This window comes from Methylobacter sp. BBA5.1 (assembly GCF_000746145.1).
Classification (GTDB): Bacteria; Pseudomonadota; Gammaproteobacteria; order Methylococcales; family Methylomonadaceae; genus Methylobacter; species Methylobacter marinus.
In genome coordinates this window covers 64035-90331 of the sequence record NZ_JQKS01000007.1, presented here as the reverse complement: position 1 = coordinate 90331, position 26297 = coordinate 64035, and the positions used below count along the sequence as shown (strand labels likewise).

Genomic DNA, 26297 nt, shown 5'->3' with positions numbered 1-26297 from the left:
TTATTCGAAATGGGTTTTCACTTTTTACCAGGTCCGCAGTGGTATATTACTCAGTTAAGCGTTGTCTGGCTAAAAATATGGTTTATTTTAGTGGCAAAGGCAATCATAAAGTTTCATCCGCTTGTTGTTGAGATAAAAAAACATGAGAGACAAAAAGAATATTGTAATTAGAGTTAACTATTCCAAATCCGGGAGAAAAGCCGGTAGCGTGGGGGCGGCGCCCGAGATGGTAACAGAGTGGCACGTTAAACGAATAGTGCTGGCAGTCATCGTTATTGGCATGCTGATTTTCAGTGCCTTGTACTTTTTGCTGAATCCCGGAGAGCAAAACGCGGAGGTCTCATTTTCTGATACCGATTTTAATGCTCCAGTTAAGCCGGAAGAAAAAGATGTATATATACAAGAGAGGCCAAAACCAATTAAGCCTGAAAATAAGGCCGTAGCCATTAATAATATAATTGAAGCGGAAACTCAAAAACAAAAACCTAGTATTAAGGTTGAGGTGAAAAAGAAGCGGCGGACAATAACCAGTCAAGAAAATGTAACCAGGAAAATGAGCGCTTCAGTCATTAATAAAAATGTTTCTCGCGCTTTATTAACCGATAAAATTAATAATAAGGAGCCGGCGGGAGAACTAAATCTTCCAGTTGCAGTCAATAAGGCACAAGCTGTAGGTGTCTATTATTTTACCGAATTAACAGGTTTAAAAGGTCGCACGCTTTACCATGAATGGCTAAATAATGGGGAAGTCGTTTTTAACCGCAGGTTGAATATCCTGGGTAATAGGTGGCGTACATCCAGCAGTAAGTTATTTACTGATAATGATGTAGGTAACTGGTCTGTCAGGTTAATAGATGAGAATGAGCGTATACTAAATAAAAAAAGCTTTAAGGTTGTTACTATTAAGTAATGGCTTAGTCCCGGAATTTAAACATATATAGTTATGAATGATTATTTGAATCAAATATTGGTAATTGTTGCTATTTATAGTATTAGCGAGTCATGATATGATTGAATTATATTTTTTTATTATTAGGAGTGAAAATGACCCAGTATCAAAATCTTAAAATGGCCGAGTATCAAAATCTATCTGAAAATGAATTGCAGGCGGTTATTGAAAAAGCCGAAAAAGCATTAAAATCCAAACAGGCCAATAAACGTAAAGAGGTTATTGCCCAGATTAAGGAGTTAGCCGCATCGATTGATGTGGCCGTGGAGATTTATGAAAGTGATAAAAGATCTGCTCGTAAAGGGGTTAAGGTTCCGGTTAAATACCGTCATCCTCAGGATCCTGAAAAAACATGGACCGGTCGCGGGGTTACGCCGAAATGGATGCAGACTTTACTTGATGAAGGCCATGACCGTTCCGAGTTTGAAGTGTGATTCTCCAGGCCCAGGACGGATATTCTCAGGGCACAAGGCAAAAAGACACGACTTTCAGCCTTGTGCCGGTGTTTTCTAATCAATAAAACGTTTTGTTAAATCCCCGTAATCATCAATTCTGCGATCACGCAAATAGGGCCATATTTGTCTGACGCGTTCAACTCTTGCCTTATCAATAGCGCCGGTTAACAACTTTATTTCCGATTCGTCAGCATGAGCTATGATCTCTCCCTGAGGTCCCGCGATAAAGCTATTGCCCCAGAAATTTATGCCAGTTTCCGAATCCGGCGCTTTTTCAAAACCGATGCGATTACAGGATATGACGGGAATACCATTCGCCACCGCATGAGAACGCTGTATGGTTGTCCAGGCGTCCAGCTGGCGTTTGTGCTCTTCAGGGGGGTCCTGTGGGTCCCAGCCTATGGCGGTAGGGTAGATCAATAACTCCGCGCCGGCTAAAGCCATCAGTCTTGCCGCTTCGGGAAACCACTGATCCCAGCAGACCAATACGCCTAATTTACCGATTGACGTTTGAATCGGTTTGAAGCCGATGTCGCCCGGCGTGAAATAGTATTTTTCATAAAAGCCCGGGTCGTCGGGAATATGCATTTTCCGATATTTGCCGGCGATACTGCCGTCCTTGTCAAAAACAACGGCGGTATTATGATAAAGTCCGGGCGCTCTTTGTTCGAAGATAGTTGAAACAATAACGATTTCCCGTTCTTTCGCCACTGCCGACAGAATGTCCGTGGTGGGGCCAGGGATAGGCTGGGCCAGGGAAAAGTTATTATAGTCTTCGTTCTGGCAGAAATAAGGTCCCAGATGCAATTCCGGAAGCACGACCAGGTCGGCATCGGCGGCAGCCGCTTCGTGGATTTTCTCAATGGAAAAATCAAGGTTGGTCTGTCTGTCTTCATTACAGGGCTGTTGAACAGCGCTGACGATTAATTTTGATTTCATGATGGTTGTGTCAGGGATAGGTTTTAACAGATGTATTTTATAACGATTTAAAAGCAGGAAATAGAGCGTTCGGTTTAACGGAAGCCGACAACAAGGTTAGGCGCGCCGAGCAGTGACTTCGCTGATTTGCCGGTCATGAAGGCGGCTTAAGGTTATTATTGCCGAAATTGCGCCGACCAATGCATAAGCCATATCCGACTGGGTATCCCAGATATATCCCTGAGTGCCTAAAAACGATTCGGCGGCTTCTTCGCTGAGTAAGGCAACGAACCATTCAATAAGTTCGTAAAATGCGGCGATGGCCAGACAGATGCATATTATGAGGAAGTTTAGCCAATTGCGGCTGGCCACGACCTGATTTCTGATCAATATTTCCCTGGCAATGATGGCCGGGATAAAGCCCTGGGCAAAATGGCCGAGTTTATCGTAATTATTACGTTCAAGTTCCAGTGCCACTTTCAGCCAGTCAAATAATGGGACTTCGGCATAAGTATAATGGGCGCCTATCATCAGGACAATGCTGTGAATCAAAATCAGGAAATATGCGAGAGAGGTCAGTGGAAAGCGTCGCCGGGTCGCGATAAGTATAACCAGAGCGATTAAGGCGGGCGCGGTTTCCAGCCACCAGGTCGGGTAATCTTTTGGCTCGAAGGCAGACCATGTCAGCACTGAAAAAAACACCGTCAGCCAGGTTTTAGTCATGACCGGCGTTTTGATTGTTTAAATGCGATGCATTTAAGGAATTATAGAAAACGATGCCATATTGATTAATGTGATCGATAAAGCCGGCATTACTTATTTGATTGAAATCGATAATATCAAAGCAATAAGGTAAAAGCAGGTCATCGAGTTCAAAGTTTACTCTATCAACAATGCGCAAGTTTAATGCGCGCCCCTTTAGCGCCAGGTCAATATCCGAACCCTCTTTATAATTGCCTCTAGCTCTTGAGCCGTAGATGATGGCCTGTTCTATTTCAGGATGATTGGCAAAAACAGCATTTATCTGCGAAATGGTGTTTTTTTTGAGACCGTATTTCATAGTTTACTGTTTGCATCAAATCGGCTTATTAAGACTGTTGAAGCCTTTGAATAATGTCTTATTCAGCAAGTTCATTTAAGGAACGTGAATTTTATAATTCCCGCAACTGACTTGTCTTTCCGTCCATCTTCTGCGTTGCCTACAGGGATGTAGGTAAGGAGCGGAAGCTTTGCGCAAACAGTTACATGGCTTGCCATGCGCCTGTTTGCGCGCCTTGAATATGAACAGAAATCCTGCCTCATTTGCGGGTCTTATTTCATTCCCATTCCTAATCATATTATTGTATGATCGACGCCGCCAGATATTATAAGCGCCCGGCATATATAATCGCCGGACGCATCGTTGATTATCTGCGGGTTGAGTGTCAGTCAATAAGGCCAAGCGCTTTTTCAGGAAACTGCATGGTCATGCAATGCAGGCTGCCATATTGATGCACCAGTGGCCGGCAGGGCGTGGCGATGACTTTGTGCCGGGGAAAACAACCTGCCAGCCGTTCCAGGGCGACCGCATCCATCGGGTCGTCATAGACGGGCACCATGACGGCCTGATTAATGATCAGGAAATTGGCGTAGTTGGCGGGCAGGCGTTGGCCTTCCTCGTCAAATATTGGTTTCGGCATCGGCAACGGCACCAGGTGATAGGTCTCATTCGATCGAGTGCGGAAGGCCTGTAGCTGAGATTCCATATTTTTCAAACTTGCGTAATGCTGGTCTTCGGGATCATTGCTGCTGGTATACGCGATGGTCGTGGCCGAGCAGAAACGGGCCAGCGTATCGATATGGGCGTCGGTGTCGTCGCCGGACAGATTTTCCTGATCCACCCATAATATTCTCTTGGCGCCGAAGTATTCTTGCAGTCGCTGTTCAATTTCCAGTTGCGACAGTTCATTGTTTCTGTTCGGATTCAACAGACACTGGCGCGTGGTCATGATCGTGTCGATGCCGTCGCTTTCGACACTGCCGCCTTCTAGGATGAAGTCTATATCGGCGTAATCCGCATTCTTGAACGGACTGTAATTCAGCAGGGCATGATTCAGCGCGTTGTCGGCCTGATGCGGATATTTACCGCCCCAGCCATTGAATCTGAAATTGAGCAGTTTCATGCGGCCGTCTTCTTCCACGGTCAAAAAAACCGTATCCCTGACCCAGATGTCATTGACCCCGGCGTGAAGAAATACAATATTGCCGGTGTTTTTGATTAAAGCCTGAATATGCTGCTGGTGGGCGTTATCCCGGCAGACGATAAACAAACGCTGATACTGGCTTATCGTTTCGGCAATAAAACCGTAGCTCTGCTCGACCGTATCAAGACGATTGCTGAAGTCGCCGGTAGCATGCGGCCAGGCGATTAATACGGCGGATTGTTGTTCCCATTCGGCTGGAAAGCGGATCATTGATTTTGGTACCCTGTGGTTGATTGTATTTGCCGGCTAACGACCGGCAGTGGATTGAAATAACATTTCCTTGGCGTGGGCCAGCGTATTGGCGGTAATGTTGACGCCGCCCAGCATTCTGGCAATTTCTTGCACGCGTTCCTCGTCTTCCAGCAGTCTGACAGTGGAGGAGGTGATATCGGCTTTATTGTTTTTTTCTACATATAAGTGATAGTGGGCTTGCGATGCAACCTGTGGCAAATGCGTCACGCACATGACCTGACGGTTCTGGCTCAGGCTGCGCAGCTTGTGTCCGACAATTTCGGCAATGCCGCCGCCGATGCCGGTATCGACTTCATCGAAAATCATGGTCGGCGTGGTTTTATCGTTGCTGGTCGTGACCTGAATAGCCAGACTGATGCGCGACAGTTCGCCGCCAGAGGCGACTTTGGCCAGCGGCTTGGGCGGCAATCCCGGGTTGGCACTGACCAGAAATTCGATTTTGTCCTTGCCGTTCAGTTTAGGCGCATCCAGATCCAGTGCTGTAATGTCGACCAGAAACTCGCCCTGCGGCATGCCCAGTTCCTTGATCATGGCCGAAATCTGGCGCGCCAGGTTTTTTCCGGCTTTCTTGCGCTGTTTTGACAGTTGCGAGGCCAACTCGTTGTATTGATTGTGCAGTTGCGCTGTGCTGACCTTTAAGGCATCGATGCGCTCGCTGCTGTGCGTCAATCCATCCAGCTCCTGTTCCAGCTTTTCCAGTAATTCGGGCAGTTCGTCCGGCTTGATATGGTGCTTGCGGCTCAGATTCTGAATGGTGGCGATCTGATTCTCCAGTATTTCCATGCGTTGCGGATCGGCCTCCTGGGACTCGAGAAAGCGGCGCAGCTGCTGTGCCGCTTCTTCGGTTTGAATCTGCGCCTCCGATAACAGCGCGAGGATCTCGTTCAGTTCCGGCGCAAAGCGGGCGATATGCGTTAATTCGCCAAGGCTGTGGTTCAGCATCTGGCTGACCGACTGCTGGTCGTTTTCATAGAGCAGATCAACCTGGCTTTGGCCAACCGTCAAAATCTGGCCCAGATTGGCAAGTTTGCTGTGCTCTTCCGACAGGGCCGAGTAATCGAAGTTTTGCAGGTCAAGCAGTTGCAGTTCCTCGATCTGGTAGCGCAATAATTCTTCGCGTTCGACTTTGTCCCTGCCGGCCTTGACCAGCGCTTCCAGTTCCTTGTTGGCTTGTAGCCATTGCCGGTAGCAGTCGTTGACCTGATCCAGAAGCGGCTGGTCTTTTGCGTACACATCGAGCAGACGACGTTGCTCATCGCTATTAAGCAAGGTCAAATGCGCATGCTGGCCGTGAATTTCGACCAGTTTCTCGCTGAGCGCCTGCAGCGTCTGCAACGTGACGGGACGATTATTGATATAGGCCTTGGAGCGGCCGTCCTGATTGACTATGCGCCGGATCAGACAGTGATGGTCGTCATCGAGATCGTTTTCTCTCAGCCAGTGTTGGGCTTCGGGCGCATCGGCCAAGTCGAATTCCAGATTGATTTCAGCGCGCTTGGCGTCGGGACGAATATAGCCGGAATCGGCGCGGTCGCCCAGCGCGAGACCTAAGGCGGTCAATAGAATGGATTTGCCGGCTCCGGTTTCGCCCGTTAGCACGGACATGCCTTTTTCAAGATCCAGATCCAATGATTTGACAACGGCAAGATCGATAATATTAAGGTTCAATAGCATAAGGATTAATTATGATAACCACTGCTCCAGTTTAATTTGCCCCGCAGAATCTGAAAGAAGTCGTAGTCTTCGGGGTGCAGAATTCTAATCGGTTTCGGATCTTTTTTGATCAAAATTTTATCGCTGATCAGTACAGCTGGAATTTCAATTTGGTCACAGGTAACCAGTGCGTTGATTTGCTTGGTCTGGCAGAAGCTTATTTCGATTTCAGCGGAGTCATCGATAACGACCGGACGATTAGTCAGCGTATGCGGATTCAGCGGTACCAATACCAATGCGTTTAACGACGGGTGCAGGATCGGGCCGCCCGCGGACAAGGAATAGGCGGTTGAGCCTGTGGGAGTGGACACGATGAGTCCGTCGGAGCGTTGTGAATTAAGAAACACATTGTCAATTTTGGTTACGATTTCAATCATGCTGGGCGTTACCCAACGATGAATAACCACTTCATTAACCGCCGTTTCTTCGTGGATGATCTGTTCATCGCGGATGATTTTAGTGCGCAGCAAGTAGCGGTTCTCTTCAGTGTAACAGCCTTGAAGTATGCGATGTAACCGGTCGGGCAGCTCATTAGGCGATATATCCACCAAAAAGCCTAGTCGGCCCAGATTGATACCGATCAAGGGAATGTCGTATTTCGCGATGGCCCGCGCGGCGGAGAGAAAAGTACCGTCGCCGCCAATGGCAATCACCAGGTCGCAATAGCCGCCCAGTTTGTCGATATCGCATGATACAACAGTCTGGTTATGAATGAATCGGGCGCTGTCCGGGGCAACCACGACAGTGTATTCGTGGTGTTTTAAGAAATCATAAAGAGCGGATAGGGTCTCAGCAATACTGGGGTCACTGGGTTTGCCTATGATGCCAATGGTATTAAAAGGGCTATGCATTGCCGAATAGTAAGTCAAATGAATTGGATTATACAAAAAAACATTGCCAAACCAATTTGTTTTACTGGTGGATGGCAGGCTTTTTATATCGGCTGATATCGATAGGGAACGCGATAATGAGTCTATTATTAATTAATCGGGCTTTAAGGGGCTTTATTGACAACAGACCGTCGAGCTGATATTTTGCCTCGCTAGCACTCGCCTGGGAAGAGTGCTAATTTTGATCTTTTAGAGGTTGATGTGGGTACTAGTCAGGTTTTAAACGAACGGTCGTTGCAGTTGTTGAAAACGCTGGTCGAGCGTTATATCAGCGATGGTCAGCCAGTGGGCTCAAGGGTTTTATCGAAAGACTCGGGTTTAAATTTGAGCCCGGCCACCATCCGCAATGTCATGGCTGATCTTGAGGATTTAGGGCTGGTGCACTCACCGCATACTTCTGCAGGCCGTGTGCCCACGGTCAGTGGCTATCGATTATTCGTGGACAGTCTGTTGACGGTTAAGCCGCTGAAATCGGAAGATTTGACGCTTTTGCATCAGGGATTGTCAGTGACTGACAATAATAATGATGCTATCGGGGTCGCATCGCGTTTGCTTTCGGAATTGACTCGCATGGCGGGAGTCGTAACGCTGCCCAGGCGGGAGATGGTCTGTTTACGGCATATTGAATTTTTACCTTTATCCAATACGCGTGTGCTGGTGATTTTTGTTACCAATGAGCAGGAAGTCCATAATAAAATCATCCATACGGCCAAAGTATTTAGCCCTTCCGAATTGCAGCAGGCAGCCAATTATTTAAATTCAATTTATTGTGGTCGAAGTCTGGTTGCTGTGCGGCAGGCGGTTTTTGAAGAGTTGAAAGAGGCTCAGGCGCGCATGAATCAGGGCATGCTTGACGCGATAAAAATAGCGCAACTGACGTTTGAGCGGGACAATGAAAAAGAAGATTACGTGCTGACCGGCGAAACCAATTTAATGGGTTTTTCAGAGTTGGCGGACATGGACCGGTTGAAAAAATTATTTGAAGCGTTCAGCCAGAAGCAGGATGTGATTCATCTATTGGATCAGTGCATGAAAGCCGAAGGCGTGCAGATTTTCATCGGCGAAGAGTCGGGCTATCAGGCGTTCGATCATTGCAGTCTGGTTACCTCGTCTTATTCGGTCAGCGATGAAGTGGTAGGGGTATTGGGCGTCATCGGGCCGACACGCATGGCTTACGAGAAAATCATCCCGTTTGTCGATATTACTGCAAAATTGTTAGGCGCCGCCTTGAATCCCAAATCATCGTCCCCATCATAACTGACAGCTGTTTTTTCTCGTGCAATTGGGCACGGCAACTAAACTTTATATTTGAGGAGCTATAGCGAATGAGTAATGATCAGGAAGTGCCTGAATCACAGGTTGAAACCGAGGCTAAGAACGAAGAGCTGGCTGAAGAAGCCGCTACCGAAGAGCAGTTGCTGCCTGAGGCAACTATTGAAGAGCTGAGGGAGCAATTGGCACAGGCTGAGCAGAAAGCCCAGGAAAACTGGGATAAAGCAGTTCGCGCTCAGGCGGAAATGGAAAATCTGAAGAAAAGAACGCAAAAAGATCTGGAGAGTGCGCATAAGTTCGCGCTGGAAGGATTTGCCAAGGAATTATTACCGGTATTGGATAGTTTGGAGTTAGGGTTGCAAGCGGCGACAGGTGATAGCCCTGAAGTGGAGAAATTCCGCGTGGGCAGCGAATTGACGATTAAGCAATTCGAATCGGTGTTTGCCAAGTTTAACATTGAAATGATTGATCCAGCCGGCCAGCCTTTTAACCCTGAACACCACCAGGCTATGACCATGCAAGCCGTGGAGGGTGTCGAGCCAAATACAGTGGTTAACGTTTTTCAAAAAGGTTATCTATTGAACGGACGTTTGTTGCGCCCCGCCATGGTCGTGGTTGCAAAGGCGCCCGATAAACCGGCGGCGGATACGCCAAGCATTGATGAGCAGGCTTGAACCCTATAAAACAATCCCCATATTAAGAACAACTTTTAACATTTACATATTCAAGTCTGGAGACTTCAATGGCTAAAATAATTGGAATTGATTTAGGAACCACAAACTCTTGCGTTGCGGTTTTAGAGAATGGCGTGGCGAAAGTGATCGAGAATAGTGAAGGTGCCCGTACGACGCCCTCCATTATCGCTTTTACCAGCGATGACGAAGTATTGGTAGGCCAATCGGCTAAACGTCAGGCCGTAACCAACCCTAAGAATACGTTATTCGCTATCAAGCGTTTGATCGGCCGCCGCTTTAAAGACGATGTTGTGCAAAAAGACATCACAATGGTGCCTTATAAAATTGTCGAAGCTGAAAACGGCGATGCCTGGGTGGAGGTGCACGGTAAAAAAATGGCAGCCCCTGAAATTTCGGCGCGTGTTTTGATGAAGCTGAAAAAAGACGCCGAAGCGTATCTGGGCGAAGAAGTCACGGAAGCCGTTATTACCGTACCCGCTTATTTTAACGACTCGCAACGTCAGGCCACTAAAGACGCTGGACGTATTGCCGGGTTGGATGTAAAACGTATCATCAATGAGCCGACCGCGTCGGCGTTGGCTTTCGGCATGGATAAGCCTAAGGGTGATACCAAGATTGCCGTTTATGACCTGGGCGGCGGTACGTTTGATATCTCCATCATTGAAATTGCCGAGATAGAAGGCGAACACCAGTTTGAAGTATTGTCGACCAACGGCGATACCTTCCTGGGTGGTGAGGATTTCGACTCAAGAGTCATCGAATATCTGGCGGCGGAATTCAAAAAAGAAAGCGGTGTTGACCTGCATAATGATCCGCTGGCGCTGCAACGTTTGAAGGAAGCGGCGGAGAAAGCCAAGATTGAATTGTCTTCAAGTCAGCAAACCGATGTCAACCTGCCTTATATTACGGCCGATGCGTCAGGCCCCAAGCATTTAAATGTCAAATTGACCCGCGCCAAACTGGAGTCTCTGGTTGAAGAGCTGATCAATCGGACTAAAGGCCCGTGTCAGATCGCGCTTAAGGATGCCGGCTTGTCAGCCTCCGATATCGATGACGTGATTCTGGTAGGCGGTCAAACCCGTATGCCGAAAGTACAGGAGATGGTGAAAACCATTTTCGGCAAAGAACCGCGTAAAGATGTCAATCCGGATGAAGCGGTTGCACTGGGTGCCGCGATTCAGGCCGGCGTATTGGGCGGTGAAGTCAAGGACGTGTTGCTGCTGGATGTGATCCCGTTGTCGCTGGGTATCGAGACCATGGGCGGCGTCATGACCAAGCTGATCGAGAAAAACACCACGATTCCAACCAATGCTTCGCAGATTTTCTCCACGGCTGATGACAACCAGACGGCGGTAACGGTTCATGTGCTGCAGGGTGAGCGCGAAGTGGCTTCCGCCAATAAGTCGCTGGGACGTTTCGATCTGACCGATATCCCACCCGCACCGCGTGGCATTCCACAGATTGAAGTGGCATTTGATATCGATGCCAACGGTATTCTGAACGTTTCGGCCAAAGACAAGGCAACCGGTAAAAAGCAATCTATCGTCATCAAGGCGTCCAGCGGCTTATCGGATGAAGAAGTGGAACGCATGATCAAGGATGCGGAAGCCCATGCGGATGAAGACCGCAAGTTGACGGAGCTGGTAACGGCGCGCAACCATGCCGATGGTATGATTCACGCTACGGAAAAGTCCTTGAAAGAACTGGGTGATCAAGTCGGCGCCGATGAAAAAAGCGCGATCGAAGATGCGATCAATGCTTTGAAAGAGGCGGTCAAAGGCGATAACAAAGCCGATATTGAAGCAAAAACAAACGCATTGACCGAACTATCAGGCAAGCTGGCCGAGCGCGTGTATGCGCAAAAAGCGGGCACTGAAGGCGGCGAATCCGCGGGCGCCCATCAGGCTTCCGAGCATGCGGCTGCTGACGAAGGCGTTGTCGATGCGGAGTTCGAAGAAGTTAAGGATGACGATAAAAAGTAATTGAGACATGGTTACGCCGCGCCTTTGCCGGCGCGGTTATCGATAACCTTATGGCATGCTTGCATTTCCTGAGTGAGTCCTCGGGAATGGATTTAAGCGAAACAAGACGAAACGAAACGATAGGAACATGGCAAAAGAAGACTTTTATAAGCTTCTCGGTCTGGATAGAAACGCCAGTGACGCAGAGATAAAGAAAAGCTATCGCCGTTTGGCGATGAAGTATCATCCGGACAGAAATAAAGAGAATCCGGCTGAAGCTGAAGCAAAGTTCAAGCAGATCAAGGAAGCTTACGAAGTTCTGTCGGATCCTAAAAAGCGCTCCGCTTACGATCAGTTCGGTCATGCCGGCGTTGATCAGTCCATGGGCGGCGGTCGTGGTGGTTTCGGCGCCGAGAGCTTCAGTGATGTTTTCGGCGATGTGTTTGGCGATATTTTCGGCGGCGGACGTTCTCGCGGTTCCGTGCAGCGCGGCGCGGATTTGCGCTATAACCTCGAATTGACGCTGGAAGAAGCTGTAGCCGGAACCGAAGCCAAAATTCGGGTGCCGGTGCTGGTTGTCTGTAGCGAATGTAATGGCTCGGGCGCCAAAAAAGGCTCCAGTCCGATTATCTGCTCGACCTGTCATGGCCATGGCCAAGTCAGGATGCAACAGGGTTTCTTTTCCGTTCAGCAGACTTGTCCGACCTGTCGCGGTACGGGCAAGCAAATCAAGGATCCGTGTGGTAAATGCTATGGACAAGGACGCGTTCAGGAAACCAAAACCCTGTCCGTCAAGGTGCCGGCAGGTGTCGATACCGGCGATCGTATTCGTCTGGCCGGCGAAGGCGAGGCCGGGGAACGCGGCGGTCCGGCAGGCGATCTGTATGTGCAGATTCAGGTGAAAGAGCATGAGATTTTCACACGTGACGGCGCCAACCTTTATTGCGAAGTGCCGATCAGCTTTCCTACGGCCTGTTTAGGCGGAGAAATCGAAGTGCCGACACTTGATGGCAAGGTGATGCTCAAAATTCCTGCCGAAACACAAACCGGAAAGTTATTCAGGTTGCGTGGCAAGGGTGTCAAGCCGGTACGCGGGGGTGCGATCGGCGATTTGCTGTGCCGGGTGCAGATTGAAACCCCGGTTCACCTGACCAAGGAACAGAAAGAGTTGGTTCAGCAGTTGGGTGATTCCCTGTCCGGCGGCGGCAAGCATCATAGTCCTCAAGAGCATTCGTGGACTGACGGCGTAAAAAGCTTTTTCGATAAACTGACAGGGTGAGCGCTATGATTCGTATTGCTGTAGTGGGCGCAACAGGACGGATGGGGCTTTGCCTGATCAAGGCGGCGGCACTGGCCGACAAGGCCGAGCTCTCGGTTGCGGTTTCCCGGCCCGAGAGCATCGCGATAGGCACGGACGCGGGCGAATTGGCGGGCATCAGTGCTGTCGGCGTTAAGGTCGTCGATGATTTGGCATCCGTCGTCGAACAGTTCGATGTGCTGATCGATTTCACCCGTCCCGATGCCTCCATGGAATACATTGATATCTGCCGTAAAGCCGGCAGAAAAATCGTGATCGGCACGACCGGATACAGCGACGTTCAAAAAGCCCGGATTGCCGAAGCAGCCAGGGAGGTATCGATAGTACTCGCGCCTAATATGAGCGTGGGAGTCAATCTCTCTCTGAAGTTGCTGGAAATGACGGCCAGGGTGATGGGTGATTATACCGATATTGAAGTCATTGAGGCGCATCACCGGCATAAGGTCGATGCACCGTCAGGCACAGCCTTGCGCATGGGCGAGGTGGTTGCTGGCGCGTTGGGCCGCGACTTGAAGGATTGCGCGATTTACGGCCGTGAAGGTAATACCGGCGAGCGGGATAGAAAAACCATCGGCTTTTCGACGATTCGTGCCGGCGATATAGTTGGTGAACATACGGTTATGTTTGCCGATGAAGGAGAGCGCGTGGAAATCACGCATAAAGCCACAAGCCGTATGACCTTTGCCAATGGCGCGGTTAGGGCGGCCGTCTGGTTAAAAGATAAACAAACCGGTCTTTATGACATGCAGGATGTCTTGGGTTTGAAAAATTGTTAATGACCAGAACGCGATAATCTCGTAAAATTGGTACAATTTTGTTTTTTTATAACGGGATGAGTCCTTTGGGGGTCATCCCGTTTTGCACATTTGAGGTGACGTGTTTGAGTAAACCTGCATTGTTAGTGTTGGAAGATGGGACGGTATTTAACGGTGTGTCTATAGGCATCGACGGCTGTTCCGTGGGAGAAGTCGTTTTTAATACCTCGATGACCGGCTATCAGGAAATCCTCAGTGATCCATCTTATGCCCGGCAAATTGTTACATTAACGTATCCGCATATTGGTAATGTCGGTACAACTTGCGAAGATGACGAGTCCACTGGCGTTTTTGCCAGCGGTCTGGTGATCAGGGATCTGCCGTTAGTGGCCAGTAACTGGCGATGCGAAAAAACCTTGCAACAATACTTGATCGATAATCATGTTGTAGCCATTGCCGATGTCGATACCCGTAAATTGACGCGACTGCTGCGCGATAAAGGCGCGCAACGCGGTTGTATCATGGCCGGGGAAGCGGTCGATGTAGATGCGGCTCAAGCGGCGATCGAGGGTTTTCCCGGTCTACAGGGCATGGATCTGGCCAAGGAAGTGACCGTCTCAGAACCATACGAGTGGACCGAAAATGTCTGGCAACTGGAGAAGGGTCATGCGGAGGCTGAAAACCTGACTCGGCACGTCGTTGCTTATGACTTTGGAGTTAAACGCAATATCCTGAGATTATTGGCTAATCGCGGTTGCCGCATTACGGTTGTGCCTGCGACCACGTCGGCGGAAGCCGTGCTGGCAATGAATCCTGACGGCATCTTTTTATCCAATGGCCCTGGCGATCCGGAGCCATGCACTTATGCGATTGAAGCGATTAAAACATTTTTAGCCAAGAAGATACCCGTTTTCGGCATTTGTCTGGGGCATCAGTTGCTGGCTTTGGCGAGCGGGGCTAAAACCGAAAAAATGAAATTCGGCCATCACGGCGGCAATCATCCAGTACAGGAAAAAGCGACCGGCCGAGTGATGATCAGTAGTCAGAATCACGGGTTCGCGGTGAATGAGGCTTCTCTCACTGCTAACCTGGTCGCAACTTATCATTCTTTATTTGACGGCAGCCTGCAAGGCATTGAACGGACTGATTGCCCGGCCATGAGCTTTCAGGGGCACCCTGAAGCAAGCCCCGGTCCTCATGATGTGCAATCGTTATTTGATGATTTCATCAAGATGATGGATCAGTTCAACAAATAATCAGCCAGTCAATTATCAGCAGAGCAAAGCAACGAAATGCCAAAAAGAACCGACATAAAATCGATTTTATTACTGGGCGCAGGCCCGATTGTTATTGGTCAAGCCTGCGAGTTTGACTATTCAGGCACGCAAGCCTGTAAAGCACTGCGGGAAGAAGGTTATCGCGTCATTCTGGTCAATTCGAATCCGGCCACTATCATGACGGATCCGGATATGGCCGATGCCATTTACATCGAACCCATCGACTGGCAAACTGTAGAGAAAATTATTGAAAAAGAGCGCCCCGATGCGATTCTGCCGACCATGGGCGGACAGACGGCGTTGAACTGCGCGCTGGCGCTGGATGCGCACGGTGTGCTGGAAAAATACGGCGTCGAGATGATAGGCGCATCTAAAGAAGCGATCAATAAAGCAGAAGATCGTGAGCTGTTCAACCAGGCCATGAGAAAAATCGGTTTCGAAGTGGCTCGCTCCAAGACCGCCCATTCAATGGAAGAAGCGATGGCGGCTCAGCAGGAAGTCGGTTATCCGACGATTATTCGGCCATCGTTTACCATGGGCGGCAGCGGTGGCGGCATCGCCTACAACAAGGAGGAGTTTGTTGAAATTTGCGAACGCGGCCTGGATTTGTCGCCAACCAATGAACTGCTCATCGAAGAATCGGTGCTGGGCTGGAAAGAATACGAAATGGAGGTCGTGCGCGATTCTAAAGACAACTGCATTATCATCTGTTCAATTGAGAACTTTGACCCGATGGGCGTACATACAGGCGACTCCATTACCGTGGCGCCGGCGCAGACTTTGACCGACAAGGAATATCAGATTCTGCGTAACGTCGCGGTAGCGGTATTGCGCGAAATCGGTGTCGATACGGGTGGCTCAAACGTACAGGTGGCGATTAATCCTGAAGACGGGCGCATGGTGGTCATCGAGATGAATCCTCGCGTATCGCGCTCGTCCGCGCTGGCTTCCAAGGCGACCGGTTTTCCAATAGCCAAAGTTGCAGCCAAACTGGCGGTCGGTTATACATTGGATGAGCTTCAAAATGAAATTACAGGCGGCGCGACACCAGCCTCATTTGAGCCGACGATCGATTATGTCGTCACAAAAGTGCCTCGTTTTACCTTTGAAAAATTTCCGCAAGCCGATGATCGCTTGACTACACAAATGAAATCGGTAGGCGAGGTCATGGCGATAGGCCGGACTTTTCAGGAGTCGCTACAAAAAGCCTTGCGCGGTCTGGAAATCGGCATCAGTGGTCTTGATGAATACGTCGATTTGAGCGCCGAGGACGCGAGCGAAAAAATTCAGCGCGAAATGCGCCACCCGGGGCCGGATCGTTTGTTGTATGTCGCTGACGCTTTCCGCAGCGGCATGACATTGCGGGAAGTGCATGAGGCATGCAAGATCGATCCATGGTTTTTAGCGCAAATCGAAGATCTGGTGCTGACTGAAAAATCGTTGTCGACTAAAACTTTGTCGACCTTGAAAGAAGGCGAGCTTTATAGGTTAAAACGTAAAGGCTTTTCCGATCAAAGGTTGGCCAAACTGCTCGATACGACCGAATCTGAGGTACGCAACGTCAGACACAAGCAGAATATCCGTCCTGTTTACAAGCGCATCGATTCCTGCGCGGCTGAGTTTTCCTCGGATACGGCTTACTTGTATTCAACCTATGAAGAAGAATGTGAGGCACGCGTTTCCGATAGGGAAAAGATTATTATTCTCGGAGGCGGGCCTAACCGTATCGGGCAAGGCATCGAGTTCGATTATTGCTGCGTGCATGCAGCCCTGGCGCTGCGTGAAGACGGTTACGAAACGATCATGGTCAATTGTAATCCCGAGACGGTTTCCACTGATTTTGATACCTCGGACCGGTTGTATTTTGAGTCCCTGACACTGGAAGATGTGCTTGAAATTGTTGAGCTGGAAAAGCCCATGGGCGTGATCGTTCAATATGGCGGCCAGACACCTTTGAAATTGGCGCGCGCTTTGGAAGCGGCCGGCGTTCCGATTATCGGCACATCGCCCGACTCGATTGATTTGGCCGAAGATCGTGAGCGGTTTCAGAAGCTATTGGAGCGGTTGGACTTAAAACAGCCGCCTAATGCGACAGCACGTTCTGTCGAGCAGGCGCTTAATGCCGCAAAGGAGTTGGGTTATCCTTTGGTTGTGAGGCCCTCCTATGTGCTGGGTGGCCGTGCCATGGAGATCGTCTTCAATGAAGAAGGCCTGCAGCGCTATATGAAAGAAGCCGTCACTGTATCCAATGATTCGCCGGTATTGCTTGATCGTTTTCTTGATGATGCGGTCGAAATGGATGTCGATGCCATTTATGACGGGGAGCGCGTATTGATCGGCGGCCTGATGGAGCATATCGAACAGGCCGGCATCCATTCGGGTGATTCGGCCTGCTCGTTACCGCCTTATGATCTGGCACCCGAGATTCAGGATAAATTACGTGAACAGGTAGCCAAAATGGCAGAGGCCTTGGGGGTCAGAGGTTTGATGAACACCCAGTTTGCGATTCAGGGGGATGAGATTTATGTGCTTGAAGTAAATCCCCGTGCCTCTCGGACAGCACCTTTTGTTTCCAAGGCTACCGGTTATCCGCTGGCCAAAATCGCGGCGCGTTGCATGGTCGGGCAATCGCTGGCGGAACAAGGTGTAACTGAAGAACGTATTCCGTCTTATTATTCGGTTAAAGAGGCCGTGTTCCCGTTTGTTAAATTTCCGGGCGTGGATCCATTGTTGGGGCCTGAAATGAAATCTACCGGGGAAGTGATGGGTGTGGGAAAGACGTTTGGCGAAGCGTTTGCAAAATCCCAGCGCGCCGCAGGCGTTGACTTGAATCATAGCGGTAAAGTGCTGATCAGCATACGCGACGCGGATAAAGCCAAGGCCCCTGATATTGCAAAAATGCTGGTGGAGAAAAAATATGAGATTGTTGCCACAGGCGGTACGGCAAGGTTTCTTAAAGAGGCCGGTATCCCCTGTGAGGTCGTTTTTAAAGTCAACGAAGGTCGACCTAATACCGTTGATATGATAAAAAATGACCAGATCCAATTGATTATTAATACGACGGAAGGTAAAAAGGCTATTTCGGACTCTTTTACCATGCGCAGGGAAGCCTTGCAGCACCGCGTAACTTATTATACGACTATGGCAGGCGCTAGAGCGGCTTGTTACGCGCTAGGCGAACTGGAAGCGGGGGATGTGAACTGCCTTCAAGATTTGCATAAAAGCTTGAGGTAGTTGGAAGGTCATCCGCTTGCACAGTTTATGGATTCCCGGATTAAGGGATGGATGAATACTATATTAGGAGTTTCAATAGAATGAATAAAGTACCTCTTACCGTGAAGGGTGCGGAAAAATTGCGTGAGGAATTGGACGAACTGAAATCAGTGGTTCGTCCGCGCATTATTGCGTCCATAGCCTCTGCGCGTGAACACGGTGATTTAAAGGAAAATGCCGAATATCATGCCGCGCGTGAGCAGCAAAGCTTTGCCGAAGGGCGTATCGCTGAGATTGAAGCTAAGCTATCCAACGCCCAGATCATTGATGTCACTAAACTGGATGCGAATGGGAAGGTGGTCTTTGGAGCGACAGTGGAGATAGAGGATATCGATTCGGAAAAGAAAGTGACCTACCAGATTGTTGGTGAAGATGAGGCTAATATCAAGGAAGGCCGCATTTCTATCGGATCGCCTATTGCGCGTGCATTAATCGGCAAGGAGGTTGGGGATGTCGTTACAGTCAAGGCCCCGGGCGGCGATATCGAGTATGAAATTATTTCAATCGAATATGTTTGATTGGGACACAAGGCAAAAGGTAGGAAGCTGTCATGCTTTTGTCCTTAGCCTTGTGCTTTTATTACTTATCAGGGTTTAGTCTGTAAATGACAGCAATCTGACCAATGGTTTGAATGAGTGCCGCTCCGGTATCAATGCAGATTTGTTCGCCAATTACTTTACGGTCTTCCCGTTCGGCACGTATTCTTACTTTAATGAGTTCGTGGCTGTCGAGTGCCAGTTCGATCTCTGCCAGGACGGCAGCTGTGAGCCCCGATTGGCCGATGATAATGACGGGTTTTAAGCTATGAGCCTGAGCCCGGAGTTTTTTCTTGTCTGCAGCGTTCACTCTTTATAATTTCCTAAATCAAAAAATCGAATTTTACACTAAAAAATAACTATGGGACGAAGTAAAAGCAGCGGTCGTTGGATGCAGGAACATTTCAATGATGAATATGTCAAAATGGCTCAAGTTAAGGGTTACCGATCGCGCGCCGTTTTTAAACTGAACGAGATTCAGGATAAAGATCACATTATCAAGCCAGGGATGAATATTATTGATTTAGGAGCGGCCCCAGGAGGATGGTCGCAGTTTGCACGAGAACTCATCGGCGGCAAGAATAAAATTGTCGCATTGGATATTTTGCCGATGGAACCGATTGAAGGCATCGATTTCATACAGGGAGACTTCCGCGAACAGGCTGTGCTGGATGAGTTATATGCTGTTCTTGACGGTGCGGAGGTTAATTTGGTGATGTCTGATATGGCGCCCAATATGAGCGGCAATAAGGCCGTGGATCAACCGCGATCCATCTATTTGGCAGAGTTGGCATTGGAAACGGCAAAAACAGTTTTAACAAAAGGCGGCACTTTTCTGGTTAAATTATTCCATGGGGAAGGTTTTGAGGAATTTTATAAAGAAGTACAGCAATCCTTTTCAAAGGTAGTCATTAGAAAACCAAAAGCCTCAAGACCGAGAAGCAATGAAGTCTATATTTTGGCTAAAGGGTTTAAATAACCGTTCACAGCCCTTATATTTAAATAAAAGGAGATTACTAGGCATGATGAAAATTATATTTTTTCATAATGGGTGAATTCCAGATAAATTGAGCCGTCAGGAAAAATATTCCTGATATAATTAGTCAGTTTTTTAAACCGAGAGCCGTTCGGGCCTGGGGTGTGTAAATTGAACGATATGATTAAAAATATAATTCTATGGGTCGTCATTGCCGTGGTATTGATGTCCATATTTAATAATTTTGGTCCGCAGGGCGATCGGGGCGATTCATCGTTATCGTATTCGCAATTCATAGAATCGGTGAAAGCGGGTCAAGTGCAACAAGTCATGATTGACGACAACGTTATTAAAGGCAAGATGCAGGGAGGTGAGCGATTTAAAACCTATGCTCCGCAAGATCCTCATTTAGTGGATGACTTGCTGGCTAATGGCGTCGAGATCAAGGCCATACCACCCGAGCAACCCTCGATGCTAATGCAGTTGCTGGTGTCTTTCGGCCCCATGTTGCTGCTTATTGCGGTCTGGGTGTTCTTCATGCGGCAAATGCAGGGAGGAGCGAGTGGCGGTCGCGGTGCGATGACTTTCGGAAAAAGCAAAGCCCGTATGCTTGAAGAAGACCAGATTAAAGTAACCTTTGCCGATGTAGCCGGCTGTGATGAAGCCAAGGAAGAGGTTGTGGAAATGGTGGATTTCCTTAGGGACCCTGCAAAATATCAGAAACTGGGCGGTAAAATTCCTCGCGGTGCACTCATGATCGGTCCGCCAGGAACAGGTAAGACGTTATTGGCCAGAGCTATTGCCGGCGAGGCCAGAGTGCCGTTTTTCACTATTTCCGGCTCGGATTTTGTGGAAATGTTCGTCGGCGTAGGGGCATCGCGTGTGCGGGATATGTTCGAACAAGCAAAAAAACATGCGCCTTGCATTATCTTTATTGATGAGATTGATGCGGTTGGCCGTCAACGCGGCGCTGGCCTGGGTGGTGGCAATGATGAACGCGAGCAAACGCTAAACCAGTTGCTGGTGGAGATGGATGGCTTTGAAGGCAATGAAGGGATTATTGTTATTGCCGCGACCAACCGTCCCGATGTACTGGATCAGGCTTTATTGCGCCCCGGTAGATTTGATCGCCAGATAACGGTTGGTCTTCCTGACGTGAGAGGGCGCGAACAGATTCTTAACGTGCATCTGAAGAAAGTGCCTACAGCTGATGATGTTGAAGTCAAATATATAGCCCAGGGTACGCCGGGTTTTTCCGGAGCCGATCTGGCGAATTTGGTCAACGAAGCAGCCTTGTTTGCTGCCAGATCAAATAAACGTGTCGTCAATATGGCGGATTTGGAAAAGGCCAAGGATAAATTGATCATGGGGGCCGAAAGACGCTCCATGGTAATGGGTGAGAAGGAAAAGAAGATGACGGCCTATCACGAGGCAGGTCACGCTATTGTCGGCAGACTTGTTCCCGAACATGATCCAGTCTACAAAGTCAGTATCATGCCTAGAGGTCGTGCGCTGGGTATTACCATGTTCCTGCCGGAAAGAGATCAATACAGTGCCAGCAAACAAAAACTGGATAGCATGATTTCCAGTTTATACGGCGGCCGTATTGCGGAAGAGATGATCTTTGGCTGGGAGCATGTTAGTACTGGTGCTTCCAATGATATCGAGCGAGCTACCGAGTTAGCCCGAAATATGGTGACTAAATGGGGATTATCTCAACGTTTAGGGCCGTTGGCATACAGCGAAGAAGAAGGCGAGGTTTTTTTGGGACGCTCGGTAACGCAGCATAAGACCGTTGCGGAAGAGACTTCTCATACGATCGATGAAGAAATTCGTTCTTTTATTGACCGGAACTATGAGCGTGCGGAAAAGATTCTCAAAGAGAATGTTGATATTCTGCATGCCATGGCGGAAGCGTTAATGAAGTACGAGACCATTGATAAGTATCAAATCGATGATTTAATGGCGCGTAGGCCGGTCAGGGAGCCTCAAGGATGGGATGATACGCCTCCTCATGCTGACGTTAAAGTTGATGAAACCAAGGGAATGGATGATAAAAAGACAGGAAAGTCGATTGGCGGTGCCGCCGAGCAGACCTGACAGTCGCGGGATGAAAACAAAAGGAGAGACATGTCTCTCCTTTTTTTATGCAAAAAATTTATTGGCCCCGATAAAGTGAACTGAATCAGGGATTGAAGTATATTTTTATCGCATAATAGTTTATGGAAGCATTAATGTTTCTACATTTTTCAGGTAGAGGTTTGTAGGATTATGACAAAAAAGTATTTTGGAACCGATGGTATTAGAGGCAAGGTAGGAGAGGCACCTATTACGGCGGATTTTTTGCTTAAATTAGGATGGGCGACAGGACGTGTATTTGCCAAGGAAGGGCACGGTTTTGTATTAGTGGGTAAAGATACGCGTATTTCAGGTTATATGTTTGAATCCGCATTAGAGGCGGGTTTGACCGCGGCAGGCGTGGATACCCGTCTGCTAGGACCTATGCCTACCCCGGGCATCGCTTATTTAACCCGCACTTTAAGAGCGAGCGCGGGCATTGTCATCAGCGCCTCGCATAACCCTTATTACGATAACGGCGTCAAGTTCTTTTCAGTGCAGGGTACAAAACTGCCTGATGAGATAGAGAAAAAAATTGAACATTATATCGATTCGCCCATTACAACGGTAGAGTCTTCAGAATTAGGCAAGGCAAAACGGTTGGTCGATGCGGCCGGTCGCTATATAGAATTTTGCAAGGCAAGTGTTCCCACTCGACTGGATTTTAGTGGTATGAGGATTGTCATCGATTGTGCTCACGGAGCAACTTATCACATTGCTCCACATGTGTTTAGTGAGGTGGGCGCGGAAGTTGTCACGATAGGAGCGGAACCGGACGGGATCAATATTAACGATGAGTGCGGGTCAACCCGGCCGGATAAATTAGCAGCAACGGTTTTGGAATACCGTGCGGACTTAGGAATTGCTTTTGATGGCGATGGCGACCGAGTGGTGATGGTGGATCATAAAGGTGAAATCGTCGATGGTGATGAACTTATCTATATTATCGCTAAATCCAGGTTGCAATCAGGTCAGTTAACCGGTCCTGTAGTCGGTACATTAATGACTAATCTGGGTATGGAGCACGCCTTGAAAAAACTGGGCATAGGCCTGATGAGAGCTAAAGTGGGCGATCGTTATGTTATGGAGATGCTGATTGCGAATAGTGGTATTTTAGGCGGAGAAAGTTCCGGACATATTATCTGTCTGGATAAAACCACAACAGGGGATGGCATTATCTCAGCATTGCAAGTCATGGCGGAAATGCAAAGCAGTGGCAGAAATTTGCATGAATTAAAGTCCGGGATGCAGAAATATCCGCAGGTTCTGGTGAATGTCAAAACCAGTAAAAAAGTAAATCCGGATAAGGATGAGGCCATACAAAAAGCGGTGAAAGCCATCGAAAAACAACTGGGCGATAATGGTCGTGTATTGCTGAGGGCTTCAGGTACGGAACCCTTGATTCGTGTAATGGTGGAAGGGCAAAGTGAAGTGCAGGTAAAGGATTACGCACATCATTTGGCTGATGACGTTAAGAAATCGATAGGGGCTTGAACTATAGGCTGTTAGCATATATCATACGTCGTTTATTTCTGCTTGAGAGTGGAAATGCTCCAGGCTCTGGTTGTGGAAACTTTAAGTAGCACCGGATGAGCAGACCCAATCCAATTAGTTCAACAGTCATAACTGTTAAAAGAATATAAGGTCACTGCTGACAAGACACAGTTATTTGTGCGTCGGGCAGTGTTAAGTCGGATAGGACGAGAGGCTTACTTGTCGTAGGGGCATTGATAGCAGTTTAACAGGTGGGGTTTCGCTGGGCGCGGAAGCCTTTTACAGATTTATCATTCGACTTAGAGTAGTTTAGACTTTTTATGTATCAGGTAATCATTGTTGTTCATGTACTGTTGGGGTTGGGCGTTATTGGATTAGTGTTAATGCAGCAAGGAAAAGGAGCGGATGCGGGAGCGGCTTTTGGCTCCGGTTCCTCAGGCTCGGTTTTTGGCGCTCAGGGGGCTGCCTCATTTCTTTCTCGGGCAACAGCAATTTTGGCAACTTTGTTTTTCACCACTAGCTTGGGGTTGGCTGTATTAAGTGGTCAGCAGGGCAAAACGTTTGATCTGATGAGTGCTCCTGAAGTCGAGGAAGATACATCAGGTATTCCTGATGTAAATGGATCGATAGATATGAACAGTGTTCCTTCCGCACCTAAATCAGAAGCAGAAGAAATACCCGTGGCGCCAGCAGTCACTCCTGCTGAAAAGCCAATCGATCAAACTAAAGAATAAAGTGGAAAAATAACTAAAAACAGTGTTTAATAGCGCACTCTGATCATTCTCAGCCGATGTGGTGAAATTGGTAGACACGCCATCTTGAGGGGGTGGTGACGCAAGTCGTGCCGGTTCAAGTCCGGCCATCGGCACCAATCGAGGGTTTTATGAGACCCAATAAAGTACACAAACCCGCAAGCCATAAGGCTTAGCGGGTTTTTTATTGTCCAACGAAATACAAGGGGATTCGTTGACATACCGTCATTTCTGACGGTATAAATGACGGTACATCATATACCGTCAAAAAATATACCGTCATGCCGCTATCAGATACCGCCATAAAAAACGCCAAACCCGCCGAGAAGCCTTATAAAATGCCAGATGGACAAGGCATGTATTTATATGTTCACTCCAATGGAGGAAAATATTTTCGTCTTGATTATCGTTTTGAAGGAAAGCGTAAAACGTTGGCCTTGGGTGTTTATCCTGATATCACTTTAAAGCAGGCCAGGGAAAAACGATATAGGGCCAAAAAACAAATATCAGACGGCATAGACCCCGGCCAAATTAGAAAACAGAATAAAACCAAGAAGGCCGCCGCCATTGATCGGCAAAATAGGCTGGATGCAGGATTGCCGGTTCTCAACAGTTTTGAGCATGTGGCGCGCGCCTGGTTAACGTCCACTACGCACACGGTAAGAGAACTCACACAGCAGAAAAAGACCAGGCATTTTGAGCGGCATGTATTCCCGGCCATTGGAGCTATGGATATAACCGAAATCAAATCACCGGATATTTACGGCGTAATAAAGCCGCTCATTGCTAAAAGCCAGCTTGAAACAGCGCATCGAGTCCATAGTGAAATCAGCTCTGTTTATAGCTATGCCATCGCTCACGGCTTTACAAATTATGACCCGGCTCAGGCAGTAGCGGCACAGATACCGGCGCAAAAAGTAAAGCACCGGGCCGCGTTGACTGACCCAAAAGACATAGGCCAATTGCTCAGGGATATATACAGCTATCAGGGAACCTTTGTGGTCCAGTGCGCGTTTAGGTTGTCGCCTTTGCTGTTCCAGAGGCCAGGCGAAATTAGGCAAATGGAATGGAAGGATATTGATTTAGCCGCCAGAGAATGGCGCTACTTTGTCACCAAAACGGAAGTTCTTCACATTGTCCCGCTATCCAAGCAGGCCATTTCCATACTTGAAGAAATCAAGCCGCTGACCGGATCGGGCCGCTATGTATTCCCATCGAGCCGGGGCGATGGTCGGCCAATGTCCGATAATACGATCAGAACGGCGCTTAAAACACTGGGTTATGACAGCGATGTGATGACCGCTCACGGATTCAGAACAACAGCTTCAACCTTATTGAATGAGCAAGGATGGTCTCCAGATGCTATTGAGCGGCAGCTCTGCCACATGCCAAGAGATGCGGTAAGAGCGGCCTATAACCGGGCGCAATATCTGGAAGAACGCCGAAAGATGATGCAAGCCTGGTCTGATTATATGGACAGCCTGAAGGCTGGCGCTGATGTTATTCCGATTGGAAAGTTTGCTAGGGGGAGCAATGGACACTGAAGATATTTTTGCTGAAGGGAGATCGCCGCATTTTGAGGAATTTGCTGATCGTATTGGGAACATAACAGCAACAGATATAGAACAAGAAGAGTTCTACATGAGATTAATGCAGCGGTTTTGTATAAATGTGTATGAGAATAAACCGATTGAGCCATGGATTTTGAGAGCTTTTGCGGATGCATTTGCAAAAATTCTTATGGGTGGTGATTGGGAGGATGAAATTTATTTACCTTGGAAATCAATGTCTACCATATGGAGTAGAGCTGAGGAGAGAAATCTAAAAATATATTGTGAAATCGAAAATACAATTAATGATGCTTTAAAAGAGAGCCAGGTGCAGAAGCCACAAATAACAAAATTAATAGCAGATGCTGCTGATAAGCATAACTGCTCTTATGAAATTGCCCGTGATGCATACTATAAATTAAAGAAAAGTCTTTCTTAAAATTACATCAAAAAACAAGAAATACAAACACAAGGAACAACATAACAATATCGCCATGTTCAACAAGCACTAAAGGAGTGCAAAACATGGCCACAATAACCAGTCAATTACCAGAAGCCGGTTTTTTAAGAATCTGGCACATCGTAGGCAACCCCAAAGCTAACCCGCCAATACCGGCGCTTATCCCCATAGGCCGGACCACGTTTTTAAACGGCGTTAAGGATGGAATTTATCCAGCTCCAGTAAGACTAGGAGGCCCAAAGGCAAGGACTGTAGCTTGGAGAGTCGAAGATATACGCGCTTTGATTAAAAGCATGGGTGGTGATGCATGATCGCCTTGACGAACCCAAAAAGCGGCGGTATGATTTTTATGCTTTCGCAAAAAAACGAAAGCCGGGATTGGCGTCCCGATACGAGCGGCGCAGCCGCAACAATTGCGGTTTTTTTATGCGCGAAACTTC

At 48.2% G+C, this 26297-nt stretch carries 24 protein-coding genes and 1 tRNA gene; 18 read left to right on the top strand and 7 right to left on the bottom strand.

Translation table 11 applies throughout. From position 1 onward, the window contains the following. The first annotated feature begins 142 nt into the window (after positions 1-142). Complete coding sequence (locus EK22_RS06390; protein WP_036249103.1) at positions 143-910, top strand: DUF2914 domain-containing protein; 768 nt, start codon at positions 143-145, stop codon at positions 908-910. A gap of 158 nt (positions 911-1068) precedes the next feature. Further along, on the top strand, positions 1069-1383 hold the full coding sequence (locus EK22_RS06385; protein WP_027147479.1) for an H-NS histone family protein: 315 nt from the start codon (positions 1069-1071) through the stop codon (positions 1381-1383). A gap of 75 nt (positions 1384-1458) precedes the next feature. Here EK22_RS06385 and EK22_RS06380 read toward each other — a convergent pair whose 3' ends face one another. The 6 genes from EK22_RS06380 to EK22_RS06355 all read right to left on the bottom strand — a co-directional run bounded on the left by EK22_RS06380 (position 1459) and on the right by EK22_RS06355 (position 7381). Continuing rightward, positions 1459-2343 (bottom strand): carbon-nitrogen hydrolase, encoded by an 885-nt coding sequence (locus EK22_RS06380; RefSeq protein WP_020160838.1) that lies wholly within the window; start codon positions 2341-2343, stop codon positions 1459-1461. A 96-nt stretch (positions 2344-2439) separates the two neighbouring features. After that, entirely contained in the window at positions 2440-3045 is a 606-nt protein-coding gene (locus EK22_RS06375; RefSeq protein WP_020160839.1) for a DUF2238 domain-containing protein, read from the bottom strand. After that, the gene (locus EK22_RS06370; protein WP_020160840.1) at positions 3038-3382 is read right to left on the bottom strand and encodes a nucleotidyltransferase domain-containing protein; all 345 of its coding nucleotides are present in this window, start codon (positions 3380-3382) and stop codon (positions 3038-3040) included. Before EK22_RS06370 ends, EK22_RS06375 begins: the two co-directional genes overlap by 8 nt. A 364-nt stretch (positions 3383-3746) precedes the next feature. Further along, entirely contained in the window at positions 3747-4775 is a 1029-nt protein-coding gene (locus tag EK22_RS06365) for an agmatine deiminase family protein (RefSeq protein WP_020160841.1), read from the bottom strand. Between the two features lie 36 nt (positions 4776-4811). Continuing rightward, a complete protein-coding gene (recN, locus tag EK22_RS06360; protein WP_036249101.1) occupies positions 4812-6491 on the bottom strand; it encodes a DNA repair protein RecN in 1680 nt (559 codons plus the stop codon). 5 nt (positions 6492-6496) lie between these two features. After that, positions 6497-7381: an NAD(+) kinase gene (locus EK22_RS06355; RefSeq protein ID WP_036249097.1), complete on the bottom strand. Its 885-nt coding sequence runs from the start codon at positions 7379-7381 to the stop codon at positions 6497-6499. A gap of 240 nt (positions 7382-7621) precedes the next feature. On the opposite strand from EK22_RS06355, the gene hrcA reads away from it, so the two are divergent. The 8 genes from hrcA (at position 7622) to greA (ending at position 18489) form a co-directional block, all read left to right on the top strand. Beyond that, on the top strand, positions 7622-8677 hold the full coding sequence (gene hrcA / locus EK22_RS06350) for a heat-inducible transcriptional repressor HrcA (RefSeq protein ID WP_027147480.1): 1056 nt from the start codon (positions 7622-7624) through the stop codon (positions 8675-8677). A gap of 68 nt (positions 8678-8745) precedes the next feature. Further along, positions 8746-9366 (top strand): nucleotide exchange factor GrpE, encoded by a 621-nt coding sequence (gene grpE, locus EK22_RS06345; RefSeq protein WP_020160845.1) that lies wholly within the window; start codon positions 8746-8748, stop codon positions 9364-9366. Between the two features lie 68 nt (positions 9367-9434). Further along, positions 9435-11369: a molecular chaperone DnaK gene (gene dnaK, locus EK22_RS06340; protein ID WP_036249095.1), complete on the top strand. Its 1935-nt coding sequence runs from the start codon at positions 9435-9437 to the stop codon at positions 11367-11369. A 127-nt stretch (positions 11370-11496) separates the two neighbouring features. Continuing rightward, positions 11497-12627 carry a molecular chaperone DnaJ gene (gene dnaJ, locus EK22_RS06335; protein ID WP_020160847.1) on the top strand — a complete coding sequence of 377 codons (1131 nt, stop codon included), beginning with the start codon at positions 11497-11499 and terminating at the stop codon, positions 12625-12627. A gap of 5 nt (positions 12628-12632) precedes the next feature. Further along, positions 12633-13442, top strand: a complete 810-nt coding sequence (gene dapB, locus EK22_RS06330; protein WP_051961720.1) for a 4-hydroxy-tetrahydrodipicolinate reductase — start codon at positions 12633-12635, stop codon at positions 13440-13442. A 104-nt stretch (positions 13443-13546) separates the two neighbouring features. After that, positions 13547-14677: a glutamine-hydrolyzing carbamoyl-phosphate synthase small subunit gene (gene carA, locus EK22_RS06325; RefSeq protein WP_036249091.1), complete on the top strand. Its 1131-nt coding sequence runs from the start codon at positions 13547-13549 to the stop codon at positions 14675-14677. A gap of 36 nt (positions 14678-14713) precedes the next feature. Continuing rightward, positions 14714-17932 carry a carbamoyl-phosphate synthase large subunit gene (carB, locus tag EK22_RS06320; protein WP_036249089.1) on the top strand — a complete coding sequence of 1073 codons (3219 nt, stop codon included), beginning with the start codon at positions 14714-14716 and terminating at the stop codon, positions 17930-17932. 80 nt (positions 17933-18012) lie between these two features. Continuing rightward, positions 18013-18489: a transcription elongation factor GreA gene (greA, locus tag EK22_RS06315; protein WP_027147484.1), complete on the top strand. Its 477-nt coding sequence runs from the start codon at positions 18013-18015 to the stop codon at positions 18487-18489. A gap of 61 nt (positions 18490-18550) precedes the next feature. Here the strand turns inward: greA and yhbY are convergent, their stop codons facing one another. After that, on the bottom strand, positions 18551-18817 hold the full coding sequence (yhbY, locus tag EK22_RS06310; protein ID WP_020160852.1) for a ribosome assembly RNA-binding protein YhbY: 267 nt from the start codon (positions 18815-18817) through the stop codon (positions 18551-18553). A 51-nt stretch (positions 18818-18868) separates the two neighbouring features. On the opposite strand from yhbY, the gene rlmE reads away from it, so the two are divergent. From rlmE to EK22_RS06270, 8 genes are all read left to right on the top strand, one after another. Beyond that, on the top strand, positions 18869-19486 hold the full coding sequence (gene rlmE, locus EK22_RS06305) for a 23S rRNA (uridine(2552)-2'-O)-methyltransferase RlmE (protein WP_027147485.1): 618 nt from the start codon (positions 18869-18871) through the stop codon (positions 19484-19486). A gap of 177 nt (positions 19487-19663) precedes the next feature. Beyond that, complete coding sequence (gene ftsH / locus EK22_RS06300; RefSeq protein ID WP_020160854.1) at positions 19664-21583, top strand: ATP-dependent zinc metalloprotease FtsH; 1920 nt, start codon at positions 19664-19666, stop codon at positions 21581-21583. 171 nt (positions 21584-21754) lie between these two features. Further along, positions 21755-23095, top strand: coding sequence for a phosphoglucosamine mutase (gene glmM, locus EK22_RS06295; protein WP_036249085.1), 1341 nt, complete (start codon positions 21755-21757; stop codon positions 23093-23095). 320 nt (positions 23096-23415) lie between these two features. Then, the gene (gene secG, locus EK22_RS06290) at positions 23416-23829 is read left to right on the top strand and encodes a preprotein translocase subunit SecG (protein ID WP_020160856.1); all 414 of its coding nucleotides are present in this window, start codon (positions 23416-23418) and stop codon (positions 23827-23829) included. Between the two features lie 52 nt (positions 23830-23881). Then, positions 23882-23966 (top strand) — tRNA-Leu (locus EK22_RS06285). A 162-nt stretch (positions 23967-24128) separates the two neighbouring features. Continuing rightward, a complete protein-coding gene (locus EK22_RS06280) occupies positions 24129-25391 on the top strand; it encodes a tyrosine-type recombinase/integrase (RefSeq protein WP_036249082.1) in 1263 nt (420 codons plus the stop codon). Beyond that, positions 25381-25836, top strand: coding sequence for a hypothetical protein (locus EK22_RS06275; protein WP_036249079.1), 456 nt, complete (start codon positions 25381-25383; stop codon positions 25834-25836). The genes EK22_RS06280 and EK22_RS06275 overlap by 11 nt, the downstream gene beginning before the upstream one ends. A gap of 86 nt (positions 25837-25922) precedes the next feature. Then, entirely contained in the window at positions 25923-26168 is a 246-nt protein-coding gene (locus EK22_RS06270) for a helix-turn-helix transcriptional regulator (RefSeq protein WP_036249076.1), read from the top strand. Positions 26169-26297: the final 129 nt, after the last annotated feature.